18 protein-coding genes are annotated in these 16,667 nt (G+C 66.2%); all 18 read right to left on the bottom strand.

The window, feature by feature from the left end:
• Positions 1-3: 3 nt before the first annotated feature.
• From FW789_RS12700 to FW789_RS12785, 18 genes are read right to left on the bottom strand one after another with little or no spacing between them, the layout of a single operon-like run.
• The gene (locus FW789_RS12700; RefSeq protein WP_103435703.1) at positions 4-450 is read right to left on the bottom strand and encodes an excinuclease; all 447 of its coding nucleotides are present in this window, start codon (positions 448-450) and stop codon (positions 4-6) included.
• Positions 451-476: 26 nt separating this feature from the next.
• Entirely contained in the window at positions 477-1,703 is a 1,227-nt protein-coding gene (locus tag FW789_RS12705; protein WP_101315535.1) for a beta-ketoacyl-ACP synthase, read from the bottom strand.
• On the bottom strand, positions 1,703-2,431 hold the full coding sequence (gene fabG / locus FW789_RS12710; protein ID WP_101315537.1) for a 3-oxoacyl-ACP reductase FabG: 729 nt from the start codon (positions 2,429-2,431) through the stop codon (positions 1,703-1,705). The genes FW789_RS12705 and fabG overlap by 1 nt, the downstream gene beginning before the upstream one ends.
• On the bottom strand, positions 2,424-2,894 hold the full coding sequence (locus tag FW789_RS12715) for a hotdog family protein (RefSeq protein ID WP_103435705.1): 471 nt from the start codon (positions 2,892-2,894) through the stop codon (positions 2,424-2,426). The genes fabG and FW789_RS12715 overlap by 8 nt, the downstream gene beginning before the upstream one ends.
• Positions 2,891-4,084 (bottom strand): beta-ketoacyl-[acyl-carrier-protein] synthase family protein, encoded by a 1,194-nt coding sequence (locus FW789_RS12720; RefSeq protein WP_207072916.1) that lies wholly within the window; start codon positions 4,082-4,084, stop codon positions 2,891-2,893. Before FW789_RS12720 ends, FW789_RS12715 begins: the two co-directional genes overlap by 4 nt.
• Positions 4,081-4,566, bottom strand: a complete 486-nt coding sequence (locus FW789_RS12725) for a hypothetical protein (protein ID WP_446431521.1) — start codon at positions 4,564-4,566, stop codon at positions 4,081-4,083. The genes FW789_RS12720 and FW789_RS12725 overlap by 4 nt, the downstream gene beginning before the upstream one ends.
• Positions 4,563-5,294 carry a class I SAM-dependent methyltransferase gene (locus FW789_RS12730; protein ID WP_186701244.1) on the bottom strand — a complete coding sequence of 244 codons (732 nt, stop codon included), beginning with the start codon at positions 5,292-5,294 and terminating at the stop codon, positions 4,563-4,565. The genes FW789_RS12725 and FW789_RS12730 overlap by 4 nt, the downstream gene beginning before the upstream one ends.
• Entirely contained in the window at positions 5,291-6,538 is a 1,248-nt protein-coding gene (locus FW789_RS12735; protein ID WP_411562314.1) for an NAD(P)/FAD-dependent oxidoreductase, read from the bottom strand. The genes FW789_RS12730 and FW789_RS12735 overlap by 4 nt, the downstream gene beginning before the upstream one ends.
• Positions 6,525-7,682: a sodium:proton antiporter gene (locus FW789_RS12740; RefSeq protein ID WP_446431522.1), complete on the bottom strand. Its 1,158-nt coding sequence runs from the start codon at positions 7,680-7,682 to the stop codon at positions 6,525-6,527. Before FW789_RS12740 ends, FW789_RS12735 begins: the two co-directional genes overlap by 14 nt.
• Positions 7,679-10,039, bottom strand: coding sequence for an MMPL family transporter (locus FW789_RS12745; protein ID WP_446431523.1), 2,361 nt, complete (start codon positions 10,037-10,039; stop codon positions 7,679-7,681). The genes FW789_RS12740 and FW789_RS12745 overlap by 4 nt, the downstream gene beginning before the upstream one ends.
• Positions 9,990-10,589, bottom strand: coding sequence for an outer membrane lipoprotein carrier protein LolA (locus tag FW789_RS12750; RefSeq protein ID WP_411562311.1), 600 nt, complete (start codon positions 10,587-10,589; stop codon positions 9,990-9,992). The genes FW789_RS12745 and FW789_RS12750 overlap by 50 nt, the downstream gene beginning before the upstream one ends.
• Positions 10,586-11,011, bottom strand: a complete 426-nt coding sequence (locus FW789_RS12755; RefSeq protein ID WP_446431524.1) for an acyl-CoA thioesterase — start codon at positions 11,009-11,011, stop codon at positions 10,586-10,588. The genes FW789_RS12750 and FW789_RS12755 overlap by 4 nt, the downstream gene beginning before the upstream one ends.
• Positions 11,004-12,542, bottom strand: coding sequence for an HAL/PAL/TAL family ammonia-lyase (locus FW789_RS12760; protein WP_103435714.1), 1,539 nt, complete (start codon positions 12,540-12,542; stop codon positions 11,004-11,006). Before FW789_RS12760 ends, FW789_RS12755 begins: the two co-directional genes overlap by 8 nt.
• Positions 12,529-13,467 carry an LpxL/LpxP family acyltransferase gene (locus FW789_RS12765; protein WP_340612287.1) on the bottom strand — a complete coding sequence of 313 codons (939 nt, stop codon included), beginning with the start codon at positions 13,465-13,467 and terminating at the stop codon, positions 12,529-12,531. The genes FW789_RS12760 and FW789_RS12765 overlap by 14 nt, the downstream gene beginning before the upstream one ends.
• Complete coding sequence (locus FW789_RS12770; protein WP_446431525.1) at positions 13,464-14,198, bottom strand: glycosyltransferase family 2 protein; 735 nt, start codon at positions 14,196-14,198, stop codon at positions 13,464-13,466. Before FW789_RS12770 ends, FW789_RS12765 begins: the two co-directional genes overlap by 4 nt.
• Complete coding sequence (locus FW789_RS12775; protein WP_446431526.1) at positions 14,191-15,870, bottom strand: AMP-binding protein; 1,680 nt, start codon at positions 15,868-15,870, stop codon at positions 14,191-14,193. The genes FW789_RS12770 and FW789_RS12775 overlap by 8 nt, the downstream gene beginning before the upstream one ends.
• Positions 15,867-16,412, bottom strand: a complete 546-nt coding sequence (locus tag FW789_RS12780; RefSeq protein ID WP_186701234.1) for a COG4648 family protein — start codon at positions 16,410-16,412, stop codon at positions 15,867-15,869. The genes FW789_RS12775 and FW789_RS12780 overlap by 4 nt, the downstream gene beginning before the upstream one ends.
• A complete protein-coding gene (locus FW789_RS12785; RefSeq protein ID WP_101315566.1) occupies positions 16,409-16,663 on the bottom strand; it encodes an acyl carrier protein in 255 nt (84 codons plus the stop codon). The genes FW789_RS12780 and FW789_RS12785 overlap by 4 nt, the downstream gene beginning before the upstream one ends.
• Positions 16,664-16,667: the final 4 nt, after the last annotated feature.

Genomic DNA, 16,667 nt, shown 5'->3' on the forward strand with positions numbered 1-16,667 from the left:
GGTTTAGTCGACGCGAGCCAGGTCGCCTTTCAGTGCGACGCCTGCGATCACGGCGCCGGCGTGGCACTCGTAGGTGCTGGCATCTTTGCGCTCGTTCTTCTTGTAGTAGCTGGCGATGTTGGTCACTGCGTTGGCATTGGCCTGGCGCGCAGCGTCCTGCAGGGTCAGCAGGGCCGATTGCAAGGCCCACTCACAGGCACCCTGGTCGGTCTTGTTGAATGCGTTGGTCTTCTTGTTGGTGACCGCGCCGGGCTGGATCACGCTGACCTTGCCGCGCGGCTGTACACCGGCCAGGTAGAACTTCACCGAACCGTCGAGTTTCTTTTCGGCGAGCATTTGCTGGACGACTTTGTCGAAGGGCAGGTACAGCGCGGTATCGCGTGCCTGGCTGATGCCGGGCAGGGCGCAGAGCAGCAGGGCGGTGGTGGCAGTCCAGGTCTTCAGGCGCATCGGATCGTTCCTCGATCGGGGTGTGTTCAGGGCCAGCGGCGGAATATCAACGAAGTATTGACGCCGCCGAAAGCGAAGTTGTTGTTCATCACATGCTGGTTGCTCATCCTGCGAAACTCGCCGCGCAGGTAGTCCAGCTCGCCGCAGCGGGGGTCGATTTCATCCAGGTTGAGGGTGTGCGCATACAGGTCGCTGTTCATCATCTCGATGCTGAACCACGACTCCAGCGCGCCGCAGGCGCCGAGGGTGTGGCCGAGAAAACTCTTCTGCGAACTGATCGGCATGTGCGGGCCAAACAGGCTGCTGGTGGCCAGTGTTTCGGCAATGTCGCCCTGTTCGGTAGCGGTACCGTGGCCGTTGACGTAGCCGATGGCCTCTGGCGCCAGAGCAGCGTCCTCCAGGGCCAGCTCCATGGCCCGGCGCATCGTGCTCTGCTCGGGGCGGGTGGTGTGCTGGCCATCGGCATTGCTACCAAAGCCGACGATCTCGGCGTGGATGCGCGCACCGCGGGCCAGAGCATGCTCGAGCTCTTCGAGCACCAGCATGCCGCCGCCTTCGCCGATCACCAGGCCGTCGCGACCATTGTCGTAAGGACGTGGGCTCAGCTGCGGGGTGTCGTTTTTCAGGCTGGTGGCGTACAACGCATCGAACACCATCGCCTCGGTCGGACAGAGCTCTTCGGCGCCGCCGGCGAGCATCATCGGCAAGCGCCCGAACTTGATCGCTTCATAGGCATAACCGATGCCCTGACTGCCGCTGGTGCAGGCGCTGGAGGTGGGGATCAGGCGCCCGGTCAGGCCGAAAAAGATGCTGATATTGGCAGCAGTGGTGTGCGGCATCATGCGCACGTAGGAGTTGGCGTTGAGACCATCGGCTACCGAGTTGAGCAGCATGTTGCCAAATGCCTTGATCTCGTCGGTGCTGCCGGTCGACGAGCCGCAGGCCACGCCCATGCGGCCGTCGCGGATGATTGGATCATCGAGCAGGCCGGCATCGGCCAGTGCCTGCTCGGCCGCAGCCACGGCCAGGCGCGATACCCGGCCCATACTGCGCAACTGCTTGCGGGTCCAGTGGCCGGGCACCTTGAAATCGTCGATCGGGCCAGCAAGACGCGTGTTCAACTCGCTGAAGCGATCCCATTCAGCCATGCGCCGGATACCGCTGCGCTGGTTGGCGAAGTGGCCGGCGATGGTTGCCCAGTCGCTGCCCAGGGAGGTGATGCCGGCCATGCCGGTGACGACTACGCGACGCATCAGCACAACCCTCCGTTGACCGCCAGCACCTGGCGGGTGATGTAGGCGGCTTCCGCCGACATCAGGAAATTGACCACGCCGGCGACTTCCTCGGGCGTGCCCATGCGTCCGGCAGGAATCATCTTCATCAGCTCGTCGACCGGCACGTGCTCATCGAGCATGGCGGTGTCGATCAGCCCTGGGGCCACGCAGTTGACGGTGATCTGACGTTTGCCCAGCTCGATCGCCAGCGCCTTGGCCGCGCCGATCACGCCGGCCTTGGAGGCACTGTAGTTGACCTGGCCGCGGTTGCCGATCAACCCCGAAACCGAGGTGATGCAGACGATCCGGCCCGGTTTGCGACGGCGGATCATGGGCATGCTCAGCGGATGCAGAACGTTGTAGAACCCGTCCAGGTTGGTCCGCAGGACCTGGTCCCAGTCAGCGTCGGTCAGAGCCGGGAAGGCGCCATCGCGGGTCAGGCCGGCGTTGCAGACCACGCCATAGTAAGCGCCGTGGGTCTCCACATCCTGTTCGAGGATGGCCCGGCAGGCTTCGCGGTCGGCTACGTCGAACTGCAGCACCCGGGCCTGTTGACCCATGGCGTGGATTTCGCCGGCAACGCCATCGGCTTCGGCACGGCCACTGCGGCAATGCAGCACCAGGTCATAACCTGCTCGCGCCAGGCGCAGGGCGATCGCTCGGCCGATGCCGCGGCTCGACCCGGTGACCAGGATGGTATCAGTCATGGCAAGGTTCCTCAGGGGCCGCTTCGGTCAGGTAACCAGCGACCTGCGGCGGGCGATAGACATTCAGGCGGGCGCTGGCATGCAGCCCCGGACCGCGCAGGTGACACTCGAACACACCCATGCCGTTGTCGTCTTCCAGCGAGCGTAGGGCGTGGATGTGCAGCTCGGCGCCGGCAGGGAAGTGTTCGACATCACATTGGTAGTTGCGCGTGCCGAGGAGAAACCCCAGCTCCACCGGCAGGCCATCGCGACGGGCGCGGCAACCGGCATAGGCGGCAACGCTCTGAGCCATCAGCTCCAGGCCGAGCCAGGCCGGCAGGCTGCCGTCGGCGCGGTTGAACAGGCCGCCAGGGCGCACTGTGCTGCGGGTGTGGATCTGCTCGTCGTCGCAGCTGTCGACCTGATCGATCAGAATCATGTCGCCGGCATGCGGCAGCAGTTCGGCCAGAGGCAAGGCAATCATGGGGTGTCTCCAACAATCAGGCTGACGTTGTTGCCGCCGAAGGCGAACGAGTTGCTCATTATCCGGCGTGGCCGCGCCGCATGCATCCGCTGCGTGCCGTCGACCAGGTTAAGGGCAGGCAGGCGCGGGTCGGCCTGGCCGTCCCAGACATGCGGTGGCAACTGGCCGTGCGGGTTATGCTCACTCAGGCTCAGCCAGCACAAGGCGGCTTCCAGCGCGCCGGCGGCGCCTAGGGTGTGGCCGGTCATCGGTTTGGTCGACGAGCAGGCCAGCTGCGCGCCGAACAGGCCGTGCACCGCCAGGCTTTCCATGGCGTCGTTGTGCTCGGTGGCGGTGCCGTGCAGGTTCAGGTAGTCGATCTGTTCGGGCTCGAGGCCGGCGTTGTTCAAGGCCAGGGCCATAGTTTGCCGCGCGCCGGCGCCGCTCGGGTCAGGCGCTGAAATATGGTAGGCATCGCTGCTGGCGCCAGCGCCGAGCAGGGCCAGTGAAGGGCCATCGGTATTGCGCTCTGCGGTCATCAAAAACAGCGCAGCCGCTTCGCCGATATTGATCCCGTCACGGTTTTGCGAGAACGGATTGCAGCGTGCCTGGCTGATCGCCTCAAGGGAGTTGAAGCCGTTCAGGGTCAGGTCACAGAGGCTGTCGACGCCACCGCACAGCACCGCATCGCAGACGCCCAGGTCGAGCAGGCGCCGGGCGCTGAGCAAGGCCCGCCCGCTGGAGGTGCAGGCGGTGGAAATCACATAGGCCGGGCCGCTCAGTTGCAGCCAGTCGGCAAGGAACTCTGCCGGCGCGCTGAGGGCTTGTTGGTCGTAGCGATAGTCCGGCGGAAACTGCCCGCTCTGGCGCTGCTGGGCGATGGCTGCGCTGCCCTCGGCAATCCCCGAGGTGCTGGTGCCGAGCACCACCGCGATACGCTGCGCGCCGAACCGGGCGATGGCCTGGCGGATTGCCGGCTCGATCTGCATAGCGGCGCTGTACAGCAATTGATTGTTGCGGCTGTGCTGCGTTGGCAGCGGTACCGCCGGCAGCTCACCTTGCACCGCGCCGACGGTCGGACAGCGCTCCGGGATCCACCCAGGTTGGGCCTGCATGCCCGAACAGTCACCGGCAAACAGGCGTGCGGCGACCTCAGCCTGGCCACGGCCGAGGGCGCAGGTCAGGCCCAGGGCATTCAGGTAGGCGGTCATGGCAGGCGCTCGCTGGGTAGGGGGTCGACTAGATAACGCAGGCCGTGGGCCAGTTTCAAGTCAAAAGCGCCCGGCTGCCGATAGCTGACCTGCCAGCGCTCGCCCAACCAGCGCTGCTGGCCTTGTTCGCGGGCATCCGGGTAGAGCTGCGCCAGTTGCTCGGAGGGGGTCAGAGCAAACAGCAGCGCGGCAAACAGCTCGCGTGCCGGCGGATTGGGTGGCAACAGGCCGTCGACCTGCCAGTGTTGACCATCGAACAACTGGCGTGCCTGGGGAATACCCAGCAGATCGAGTAGCGACCAGCGCAGTTGGCCGTTCTCGGCCTGCACCACGAGCATCCAGTCCTGGCGCTCGCCGGCCTGCTCGCGCTGCACGTGCAACTGCTGGGGCAACTGCAACTGCGGCATCTGCGCGGGCAGCGGCGCGCGGCTGCTGCAGGCGGCCAGCACCAGGCACAGCGTCGCCAGCAGCAGCGCCCTCATGGCTGCACCAGCGGCTTGCGGGCGACCACATTGACCAGGGTTTCTTCGCGCTGGCCTGGCGCGGGCGGCTTGCGCAGGCGCAGCCGTTCGAGCAGGCCGAAGTCCTTGGCGCGGCTCCACCACAGGTACGGGTAGGAGACATTGCGCGCCGTGAAGGCAAAGCCCTGTTCGCGCAGCATCTGCAGATAACCCTCGGCACTCTTCTGTACATGCATTGGGTGGCGGAACAGCCAGCGGATCACCCAGGTGTCGATATAGGCTTCGGTGGATTCGGCGAACAGCAGATAACCACCGGGCTTGAGCACCCGCCAGAACTCGGCGAGGGCCTGCTCCTGTTCCACCAGATGGTGGAAGGTCTGATGGCAGAAGACGATATCGACGCTGGCGTCTGCCAGTTGCAGCTGGGCGCAGTCGCTGCCCAGCAGCTCGACCGTAAGGCCCTGGCGCGCAGCTTCGGCGCCGCTTAGTTGCAGGCTGTGCGGGTCGGCATCGATACCGATCAATCGGCCGGGCGCAAATACTCGCTGCAGATGCTTGAACGATTTGCCCTGGCCGCAGCCGGCATCGAGCAGCACCGGCGCCGCTGGCAGCGGGCTGTCGAACAACTGGCGCAGGTCGTCGATCGCCACCCGTAGTACATGATGCTGCCAGGTGTGGCTGCGCAGGAACCAGAAACCAAAGCGAGTTTCTTCGACATAGCTGGCGCTGAGGAACGGAGGCTGGCTCATGCCTGGCCCCTCGCGCAAAGCGCCGCCAGCGTGGCCAGCCGACGCCGTGGTTCAGCCACGAACGGGTTGCGCTCATCCCAGGCGTAGCCAGCCAGAATCGAGCTGATCATGGCGCGAATCTGCGGCGAGCTGCCGGGGTGATAGATCACGTCCTGGAAGCTGCCGTCATACCAACCCTCGACATAGGCGCGGAAGGTATCCACCCCACGTTTGAGCGGCGCGGCAAACTCCAGCTGCCAGTCAACCGCTTCGCCGCGCAGCTGGCGGTCGAGCAGGGCGGCAGCCATGCTGGCCGAGCGCATGGCGATGGTGACTCCGGACGAAAATACCGGGTCGAGAAACTCTGCGGCGTTGCCGAGCAGGGCAAAGCCGTTGCCATGCAGGGTTTTGACGTTGGCCGAGTAGCCGCCGATGGTCCGCGCCGGGGTGTCCCACACGGCGTTGGCCAAGACCTTGGCCAGGCTTGGCGTCTGCGCCACGAAGTGCTGCAGGCAGGCGTCCAGATCGGTCGGCGCTGCAGCAAAGCGCTCGGCGGCCGCGACGACACCCAGTGAAGCGCGACCGTCGCTGAACGGGATGGTCCAGAACCAGATGTCGCGGTGCTCCGGGTGGGTGGTGATAAGGATCTTGTTGCGGTCGAAGTGGGGCAGATCGATGCGGTCTTCGATGTGGGTGAATACCGCCTGGCGCACCGGGAAATTCGACGGTGCTTCCAGGTCGAGCAGGCGCGGCAATACGCGGCCATAGCCGCTGGCATCGAGGACGAAGTCTGCCTGCACTTCGTATTCGCTGGCGTCTGGCCGGCGTGCGCGCAGGCGTGGCTGCGCAGCGCTCATGTCGGCGCTGATGATCTCGTGCTCGTAGCGGATTTCCACGCCCTGGGCCTCGGCCTGGTCGGCCAGCAGCTTGTCGAACCGCGCCCGTTGGACCTGGAAGGTACTCCGCCGGCCCTGGCTGAAGGTTTCGCCGAAATCAAACGCACTGTACTCATCACCCCAGGCAAAGGCGGCGCCGTCCTTGTACTGGAAACCCGCCGCTTCGAGCGCTTCGAGCATGCCGGCTTCTTCGACGAAGTCGATACAGTGCGACAACAGGCTTTCGCCAATGGAGAAGCGCGGGAAGCGCTGACGCTCGATGATCAGCACGTCGTGACCGCGGCGCTTGAGCAACGCGGCAGCGATGGCGCCCGAGGGGCCAGCGCCAATGACCACGACCTGGTGGTGTTGCAGTTCACAGTTCGGCATGTGGCCTCCTTGGCGGCGTGAGGGAAGTCTGCGGGATGCGATGCAGGCCGGCGAAGGCAGGCATGAGGGTGGCGATCAGGCTCATCAGCATCAGCGCGAAGTACAACGCCGGGCTGATCAGTTGCTGGGTCAGCAACAGATTGAGAAAAACGATTTCGCTGAGGCCGCGGATGTTCAGCAGCAGGCTCTCGCGCCACTTGCTGGCGCCGGCGAACGAGGCGGCCGCCCAGCTCAAACCGAGCCAGTTGCCGAGCAGCTTGCTCAGGATCGGCAGCACCAGCAGCGCCAGCAGCTGGCTGGCGTCGAAGCCTGCGAAGGCATGCTGCAGGTCGATCTGGACCACGCCGTAGGTGAGGATCAGGGGCACGGCCAGGCCTTGTTGCAGGCGGCGGTTGCTGGCCTCTGGCAGCGGCAGGCGTAGCTGCAGGCCAAGCACGCGCAAGCAGGCCAGGTAGCCAACGCCGAAGATCAGCGCGTTGAGCCGGTAGTGCTCGGCGGCAAACAGCAGTAGCAGAAACACCAGGCCGTACAGACGTGGCGCGCGCAGGCCCAGCCCTCGCAGCACCAACGGCGTCAGTGCCGCCAGCGCCGGCAGGGCCAGGCTGCTTGGTTGCAGGCTGCCCTGGCCCATGCCGAGCAGCAGCCAGCAGGCCAGGTCGATGACGATCGCGGCCTGCAGCAGGCGCTGGCTAGCGGCTGGCGGGTAGTCGATGGCGCGCAGGTACAGGTACAGCACTGGGATTGCGGTGATGGCGAACACCAGGCCCATGGCCAGGGCGCTGACCCCGCTCAGTTCAAGCAGCCACAGCGCGCAGGCCAGGCCGCAGGCAAACGGCACGGCGAAGCTGGGCAGGGCGATCTTCAATGCTTGCGGGTCGAGGCGCAGGTGCGCGACGTCAGCGAGAATGTGCCCCAGCAACAAGGCAAAGCTGCAGCCGTAGAGGGTCTTCAGCCAGCTCGGGGCAATCAGCTGGGCCCCGTCAAGCTGCCAGTGCGGTTGTACCCACAACAGCATCAGCAGCGGCAGCATCAGCGCGGCCAACAGCAGCTGGCTGACGATAGGGATTAGCCCCAGGCGTTTGCCGAATGCGCTGGCCACGGCAAACAGGGCCAGGGCCATGAGCCAGAACAGGACGATGCTCATGGCTGCACCGCCGGCGTCTCGCGTGCCGCTGCCCACGGCGCCAGCAGGAAACTGAAGATCAACCCGAGGCTGACGGCCATGCCGAAGTTACTCACCGCAGGCGTCTGCGACAGCGCCAGCAGGCCGAACGACAGCCAGGTGGTCAGAGCCGCCAGCAAGGTGCCGAGCAAGCTCACCGCAGCCCCGCCGATACGCTCGTGCATGAGGATGGCGTAGTCGACGCTGATGGCCGTGACCAGCAGCAGGCCAAACAGGCTGAACAGTGTCAGCGGCTGCCCCAGCCAACCGAGGCTGGCCAGGCTGCATAACGCTGCCAGCAGCGGCAGGGCGACAATGCGCAGCGAACCGCGCAGGCCGAACGGGGCTGCCAGCAGCACCAGGATCAGTGCGCAGGACAGCAGCTTGAGCTCGGCGGCGCTGATCTGGGTGGCGGCGAACAGTTGATTGAGTTCGCCGAGCCGGTCGACCAGTTGCACGCCATCCAGGCCGTCGGTCTGCAAGCGCAGCAGGCTGGCATCGCTCAGGCCTTGCAAACTGACGATGGCGGCGACGCCGGTGGCGTCCTGGCCAAGCCAGAGCGGTCGCCAGGCTTCAGCAAGCGGACCGGCGAGGGCCTCTTCGACGCTCAGGGGCGGCAACGTTTGCAGCTGTTGTAGCTGCGTTTGCAGGCCGGCTTGCGGCACACCGAGTTCAACCAGCGGCTGCCAGTAGTCGCTCAGGTGGGCCAACGCCTGCCGGGTTTGCGCCTGCTGCTCAGGGCTGGCGACGATCTGCGAGAGGCTCAGATAACCCTTGAGCTTGCCTAGGTCACGCAGCTCGTCGAGCTTGGCCGACAGCGCCTGCAGGCGCTGGAACAGTTGCTCTGGGTCGGCCCCGCGCACCAGGTAGAACTGACTGGTTGGCTGGTAGCCGGTGATGCGTGCGACTGCCTGGGCTTGCTCTTGCAGTTGCGGCGGGCTCGCCACCCATTGGCGGATGTCGTTACGCGTGTCCAGCTGCCACAGCCCAGCGGCGCAAAACAGCAGCACCAGCACCAGCAGCACTGCGCTGGGCACTCTGCGCAACAGCCGCTCGCGCCAGTCGGTGAGGGCTTGCGCGATGCGTAGCGGCCACTGCGCCGGCTTCAGCTCGACCTGGCCCAGCAATGCCGGCAGCAGGCACACCGCGCACAGGTAGGCGCCGATCAAGCCGGCGGCCGAGAACGCGGCAATCTGGGTCAGGGCCGGAAACGGCGTGAACGCCAGCGCCAGATAACCGATGCAGCTGGTCGCCAGGCTCAGGCTCAGCCCCGGCAGGGTCAGGCGTACCGCCGGCCAACTGCGCCATGGCTTGAGGCTCCAGCTCTTCGACAAGTAATGCAGCGGGTAATCCACCGCTACGCCGATCAGGCTCGAACCGAGTACCAGAGTCATCACGTGCATGTGGCCGAACAGCGCCACGCACACCACCGAGCCGAACAGCATGCCGGTCAGCACCGGCACGAACGCCAGCAGGGCCCGCCAGCGACGAAATGCCAGCGGCAGCAACAACAGAATGCTCAGCGTCGCGCCACCGCCGACCCAGGTGATTTCGCGGCTGGCCTGTTGCTGGCCGGCGGCCGCGTACAGCAGGCCACTGGCGGCCAGCAACTGGGCGCCTTGCGGCTCGGCCTGGCGGCGGGCGTCAGCCAGCAGCTCGGCCACCAGCAGCGGTAGCTTCATGTCGAAGGCAGTGCCCAGGGTGCGCGCCCGCAGCAGCACCCACTGGCGGCCATCGGCCTGCGCGATCAAGGCGCCACTGGCCGTGTCCAGTTCGATATTGACAGGTTTCGGCTGGCTGTTCTGAATACGCCCGGTCAAGCCCAGCCAGTCGTCCTGGGCAGGCACCATGCTGAACCCGGCAAACGGGTCGAACAGGCTCTGCATGCGCTGCTCGATGAATGCCGCAGGCCGTTCGCGCAGCTGCGTGCGGTCAGCTGCCGAGAGCATCGCCACGCGGCCGGCGAGCAATTGCTCGCGGACCGCGCCGAGGTCTGTCTGCAGGCTCCACTGCACGTGCTCGAACAGTCCGCTGGCCTGCCATTGGCCGGCCAGTTGCTCGGCCAGGGCTAGCGCTTGGGGGCGTTCGGCGTGGCCAACCAGCATCAGTACCTCGCGGTTCAGTGGCTCTTGCACGCGCAGTTCGGCGCGCTTGACCAGGGCGTCTTCGGTGGCGCCCGGCACCAGCGCCATCAGGTCGGCCGACAACGGCGCGCCGCGCTGCCATTGCCAGCCGGCGATGGCCAGCATCACCAGCAGCAGGGCGAGAAAGCCGCGCGGCAACCAGCGTTCAATCGACAAAATCGCTGCGCTCCGTGTCGCTGAGGGCGGCAGCGCCATGGCTGTCGGTCATGCGCAGCAGCGTGCTGTCGCCCTGGGTTTCACTGAGCTGAATCTGTTCGACGAACTGCCCGCCGCTGATGTCGATGCGGGTGAAGATCTGTTTGAGCAGCAGCGAACGCGGGGTCAGTTGCAGCTGCCAGTGCGTGGCATCACCGCTCAGGCTCAGTTCGAAGTCGCGCATGAGACCGGCACTGTCGCCTTGCAGCACGGCAAAGAACAGCCGGTTCTGCTCGGCGCTGGCACTGGCGCTGGGCAGGCGCTGCCAGCCGCTCGGATCACGCCGGGCAATGCCGTTGGCGTCGATCCGGTAGTCCTGGCGCAGCGGCGTCTGCAACAGCCACAACAAACCATGCTCGCGGGCCAGCACGAACTGGCCCTTGCTCAGCAACGGCTGGGGCAGGGCGCGCAGGTGCTTTTCCTGAATGAACGGGCCTTTGACCACCGCCGGCGCGTTGAGCTGGCGCTGCAGGTCATCAAGGCTGAATGCTTGCACCAGCGGGCTGAGCAGGCTCAGGGCAAGGGTGAACAGTGTGCACAGGCGCTTCATGGCAAAACCCTCTGCACGGCGTCGAGCATGACCTGCGGCGAGGCCAGCTGCATTTCGCCGCTGTCGATGTGCACCGCGACCTGCACCGTGCTCGCGCGGGTCATCCGCTCGCCGGTTTCGGCGTCGCTGATCAGGTAATGAATCTTCAAGCGGTTTTCCCACTCGACCAGGCTCGCGCGCACGGTCACGCGCTGGCCAAAGGTGGCGCCGCGGATATAACGCAGCTGCAGGTCGATCACCGGCCAGGCAAAACCGCTCGCCTGCATCTGCACGTAGTTGTGGCCGAGCTGGTCGAGCAGCGCGCAGCGGGCCACTTCCAGGTATTTGACGTAATGGCCGTGCCAGACCACATGCATGCTGTCGACGTCGAAAAACGGCACCAGCACTTCAGTGTCGACGTGGATCACTCCCGCACTACGCATGCAGCCTCCAGTGGCGTTGGCCGATGCGCAGCAGGCAGTGGCGCAGGTCGGCTTCCAGCGCGCGGTCTTCGATCACCGGGACGAACTCGTCGAGCAGGGCTTCGTGCATCTGCGCCAGTGCTGGCGGCAGTGCATGGCTCTCTGCCTGGCGGGCACGCAGCCACACGCCCTGATTCGCCGCCAGCAGGGTCGCAGCGGCAACCTGCTCGGTCAGCTCCAGCACGCGCAGGGCATCGCGCGCAGCGATGGTGCCCATGCTCACCTTGTCCTGGTTGTGGCATTCGGTGGAACGCGAGAACACGCTGGCCGGCATGGTCAGCTTGAGCGCTTCGGCGGTCCAGGCGCTGGCGCCGATCTGCACGGCCTTGAAGCCATGGTTGATCATCGCCCGCTCGGCCGGGGCGCCCGACAGGTTGCTTGGCAGGCCGTGGTTGTAACGGGTGTCGACCAGCAAGGCGAGCTGGCGGTCGAGCAGGTCGGCAACGTTCGCCACCAAGGTTTTCAGGCTGTCCATGGCAAAGGCGATATGGCCGCCATAGAAGTGCCCGCCATGCAGTACGCGCTCGGCGTCGCCGTCGATGATCGGGTTGTCGTTGGCGCTGTTCAGTTCGGTTTCGATAAAACCGCGCAGCCAGCCCAGGCTGTCGGCCAGCACGCCCAGCACATGTGGGGCGCAGCGTAGCGAGTAACGGTCCTGCAGGCGGTGCAGCGGTGGCAGCGGGGCGTCGATGGCCAGGTCCTGGCGCAACCAGGCGGCGACTTGCGTCTGGCCGGGGTGCGGCTTGGCGGCGAACAGGCGCTCGTCGAAGTGCTCCGGGTTGCCCTGCAGGGCGATCACGTTGAGGGCGGTGATGCGCGTGGCCAGTTGCAGCAGGTAGTCGGCGCGGGAGAAGGCCAGGCAGGCCAGGCCGGTCATCACCGCAGTGCCGTTCATCAATGCCAGGGCCTCTTTGGGGCGCAGCACCAAGGGCTGCCAGCCCAGCTCGCGGTGCACGTCGGCACTGCTGCGGCGCTGGCCCTGGTAGCTGACCTCGCGCTCGCCGGACAGGGTCGCGGCGACGTACGACAGCGGCGTCAGGTCGCCGCTGGCGCCGACCGAACCTTCTTCCGGGATCAGCGGCAGGATGTCGTGTTCGAGAAATGCGCGCAGGCGCTCCAGCAACTCCAGGCGCACCCCCGACACGCCGTGGCTCAGCGAGCGCAGGCGGGCCGCCAGCACGGCGCGCACCGCCGGTGCTTCGAGCAGGCGGCCCAGGCCGCAGCCATGGAAGGTGTACAGGTGCTGCGGCAGCGCCTCGACATGCTCCAGCGGCACGGCCACCACGCAGGAATCGCCGTAACCGGTAGTGACGCCGTAGATCACCCCTTCCTTGCTCAGCAGGGTGTCGAGAAAGCGCGCGCCACGAGCGATGCGTTCGCGGTAGGCGGCGTCGTCCTGCAAGTGGGCGCTGGCCCGGCGTTCGGCCAGGGCTACAACAGCTTCGATGGCCAGGTGCGACTCACCGAAAGTTACAGGCTCATGCGGATGCATCGTCGTCGGTCTTCCAGAAAGGGTAGAAGTTGAACCACTGCAGCGGCGCTTGGCTGCAGTAGTGCGCCAGGCGTTGCGCATAGCGCGTGGTCCATTCGGCAATCACTTGGTCGCGCTGGCCGCGGCGCCATTGCACGCGCTCGGCGAAGGGTTCGAGAGTGACTCGGTAGCGGCCTTGCAGCTTGAGGCAGAACAGCAGGTTGAGCGGGCAGCCAAGGATCCCTGCCAGCAGCCACGGCCCCTGCGGGAATGCGGCGCGGTGGCCGAGGAAATCCACCTCGACGGTGCGCGCGCCATGCAGCGGTACCCGATCACCGGCAATCGCCAGCCATTCGCCGCGCTCGAGCCGTTCGGACAACTGCAGCATCACTACCGGGTCCAATTCGCTGACCTGAATCAGGCGCAGATTGGTCGCGCCGGCCTCGCCCAGCAGGCGGTTGAAGCGCTCGGCGTGGCGGGTGTGCACAAGCACGTTCATGGTCACCTGCTCGCCCAGTTCGGCCAGCGCCCGGCACACTTCAAGGTTGCCCAGGTGGGCGCCCACCAGCATCTGCCCGCGCTCGCCGCGCAATTGCGTGCGCAGGTGCGCTGGGTCGTCGATTTCGATGTCTTCCAGGCGCAGGCGGCCGTTCCATACATCGAGCTTGTCCAGCAGGGCGTCGGCGAACGCCATGAACTGGCGGAACACCTGCCACTGGCGCGGCGCCGGTGTCTGTCCGCCGTTCCATGCGCTGAGCCGTTGCTGGTATTGCCAGGCACTGCGCCGGGCGCGGCGGCCGAACAGGAAGAAGTAGCCGACGATGACGTGGATCAGCGGGCTCAGTACGCGCCGGCCAAGCAGCCGTACCAGCGTTGCGGTCAGCTTCATCAGCCAGAAACTGCCGCGCTCCTGATGCTGTGCCCAGTGCCGCGAAGGAGTAGTCATGCGCGCCACCTGCGCCAGACGATCAGCGGTGCGCGCAGCAGCATGCCGAAGAACAGCTTGGCGTGCATTTTCGAGATCAGCGCGTTGTCGTGCACCAGGCGAAAGTGCGACAGGCCGTCCTGTGGGTAGTGCACGCGGGTTGGCAGCCAGCGCATCGGCTGGTTGCGCCAGGCCAGGCGCACCAGGATCTCCGGGTCGAAATCCATTCGCCGGCCAAGCTTGACGCTGTTGATCAGGGCCAGCGTGGCAGGCAGCGGGTAGACGCGAAAACCGCACATGGAATCGGGAATCTGCAGCGACAGGCTGTTGATCCACACCCATACATGGGTCAGGTAGCGCGCATACAGACGGCCCTTGGGCACGCTGGCGTCGTATTGCGGATAACCACATACCAGCGCCTGTGGATCATTCTGCGAAAGCTCAAGAAAACGGCCGATGTCGCCCAGGTCATGCTGGCCGTCGGCGTCTACTTGCAGCGCATGAGTGAAACCCAGCCGCGCCGCTTCGCGCAGGCCGGCCATCACCGCGCCGCCCTTGCCCTGGTTGACGCTCAGGCTGACCAGATAGATGTCCGTTTGAGTGGCCAGCTGTGCCAGCACTGAGGCGCAGGCGGGGCTGCTGGCGTCGTCAACCAGCACGCAGGGCAGCCTGGCGCGCTGCAGGTCGCTGACTACTGCCGGCAGCGCGTGCTCGTGGTTGTATACCGGGATCACTGCGCAAGGCTTATGCATCGACCGTCTCCATCAGAATGCGGCCGCTGGAGCAGGCCTGCCCGGCGCAGGTGTAGGCGAAGTAAAGTTTGCCACGCTCGCTGTCCCAGCGCAGGCTCAGCAGCACTTCGTCACCGGGGCGCACCAGTTGCTGGAATTTGAGCACTTCCATGCCGGCAAAGCGGCGCTCGCCCGGCAGGAGTTCGCTGGCCAGGGCAATCGCCCAGTCGACCTGCACCACACCGGGCAGCACCGGCGTTTTCGGGAAGTGCCCGCTGAAGCAGGCCAGGTCCAGCGGCACGTGCAGTGTGAGCAGGTGCTGGTCCTGCTCCTGGCGCTGTTCGAGCAGCTCTGGCTGCATGCTGCGTGGGGCTTGCAGCAGCGCCTGCACCTGGGCCTCGGGCAGCTTGCCCTGGCTGGTCAACGGCAGCTGGCGCAGCAGTCGCCAGCGCCGCGGCAGGGCGACCGCTTCGCAGTGATCGGCCAAGTGCCGTCGCAGGCCTTCGATCAACGCGCGTCGGCCCTGATTGCGCAGGGCGTGCCGGCCGCTGGCCGACAACACCAGCAAGGCGCCGAGGTAGGCGCGGCCCTGTTCGAGCATGCCCAGCCGCGCTTCGCTGACCCAGGCATGGCTGCACAGCGCTTGTTCGAGCAGGGGCAGCGACACGCGTTTTTCTTCCAGCTTGACGATCCGGTCGAGCCGGCCGAGCAGGCGCAGGCGGCCGTCGGTGCTGAACTCGACCGCATCGGCCGTTTGTTCGACATGCCCGACGGGCAGGTAGGGTGAGGCAATGCGCAGGGCGCCGTGCGCGTCCTGGCTCAGTTGCACCTCGGCAAAGGGCTGCCACAGGGTGTCGCCCTGACGCCAGGCGATACCGCCCGTTTCAGAGCTGCCGAAGATCTCGGTCGGCCATTGGCCGAGCAACTGTTGCAGGCGCTGGCCTGCTTCGGCGGGCAGGGCGCCGCCGGAGGTGAATACCCGGCGCACGTGGCTCAGCGCTGGCCAGTCGAGGTTGTCACCCATGCGTTTGAGCAGGGCTGGGCTGGCCACCCAGGCGAAGTCTGCATGCTCGCGGCTGGCCCGTTGCAGGTCTTCGGGGAACGGCAGTTGGCGGCGCTCGAAGCCGCGCCCCGCGCACAGTGGCCAGAGCACGCGGAACAGCAGGCCATAGATGTGCTGGGTGGCGACGCTGCCAATGATCCAGGCATCGCCCAGGCTGGCGCCCCACAGTGCCTGCAGCGCGCTGACTTCGTTGGCCAGTTGGCTCAGCTGCTTGTCGATGCGCTTGGGCTCGCCGCTGGAGCCGGAGGTGCACAGGCTGATCGAGCAGGTGTGCGGGTCGAGGTCGGCTGCCGGCAGTGGCTCAGCGAGCAGGCTGAGCAATGAATGATCGCCGGCCTGGTCGCTGAGCCACAGGTCGACCTGCTCGCTCCAGCGGGCCCGCGTGGCGGCTTGCAGGTCGGCTGGCAGCAACACGGTGACGCCAGCGCGCCAGGCGCCGAGCAGGGCGATCGCCAGCTCGGCGGCGTCTTCCAGGTGCACCGCCAGGCGCTGCACGCCGCGCTGCTGCAGGCCACCGGCGAGGCGCAAGGCCTGGATGCACAGCTCGGCGTGGTCCAGTGCTGGCGCCTGGGTCACCTGGCGCGGCGCATCCAGCGGGCGCAGCAGGTGGTGAAGATTGATCCAGTTCATGGGCGTCCTCGCACACGTTGTCTTGTCAGCCATTCGCCAGCGAACAGCAGGCCCATCGCGATATAGGCGATCAGGCCGTTGTACAGGGTCCACCAGCTCAGTGGCGCCCACAGGGTCAGGCCCGCTGCGATCAGCCCGTTAAGCAGAAAGAACAGGCACCACACCTGCGTCACCCGGCGGGTGTACTGCACCGCGCGGGCTGGCAAGTCAGGCTCTTGCAGGCGTGCCAGGCGCTCGGCTATGGGCATGCCGTGGAGCAAGCTGGAGCCGAACAGGCCGAGCATGAAGGTGCTGATCAGCACCGGGTACCAGCGCAGCAGTTGGGCACTGTCGCTCAGCCCGAGCAGGGCGCAGAAGGCCAACGCCAGCGCGGCCATGCACAGGCTGGCCGGGCGGCGCGGCGCGCTCAAGACGCGGGCCAGCCACAGGCCACCCAGCAGCAGGGCGAACTGCCTCGGGGCAAAGTGCGCCAGGCCGAAATGCACGGCAAACGGGTACAGCACCCCAGCCACGACCAGACCGAGGCCGATCAGGCGTTTCATGCGGCCGGGTTGACCAGGCGGAACACCGCTTCGACCACATCATTGACGGTGCGCACGGCCTTGAACTCTTCGGCGGCGATTTTCTTGCCGGTCTGGCGCTTGATGTGGTCGATCAGGTCGATCGCATCGATGCTGTCGATTTCCAGGTCCTGATACAGGTTGGCGTCCAGGGTTACGCGCTCTGGCTCCAGCTCGAACAGCTCGACCAGCGCATCGCGCAAAATATTGAAGATGTCTTCGCGGGTTTGCATGTGA

The organism is Pseudomonas sp. 1121_17, assembly GCF_052850745.1.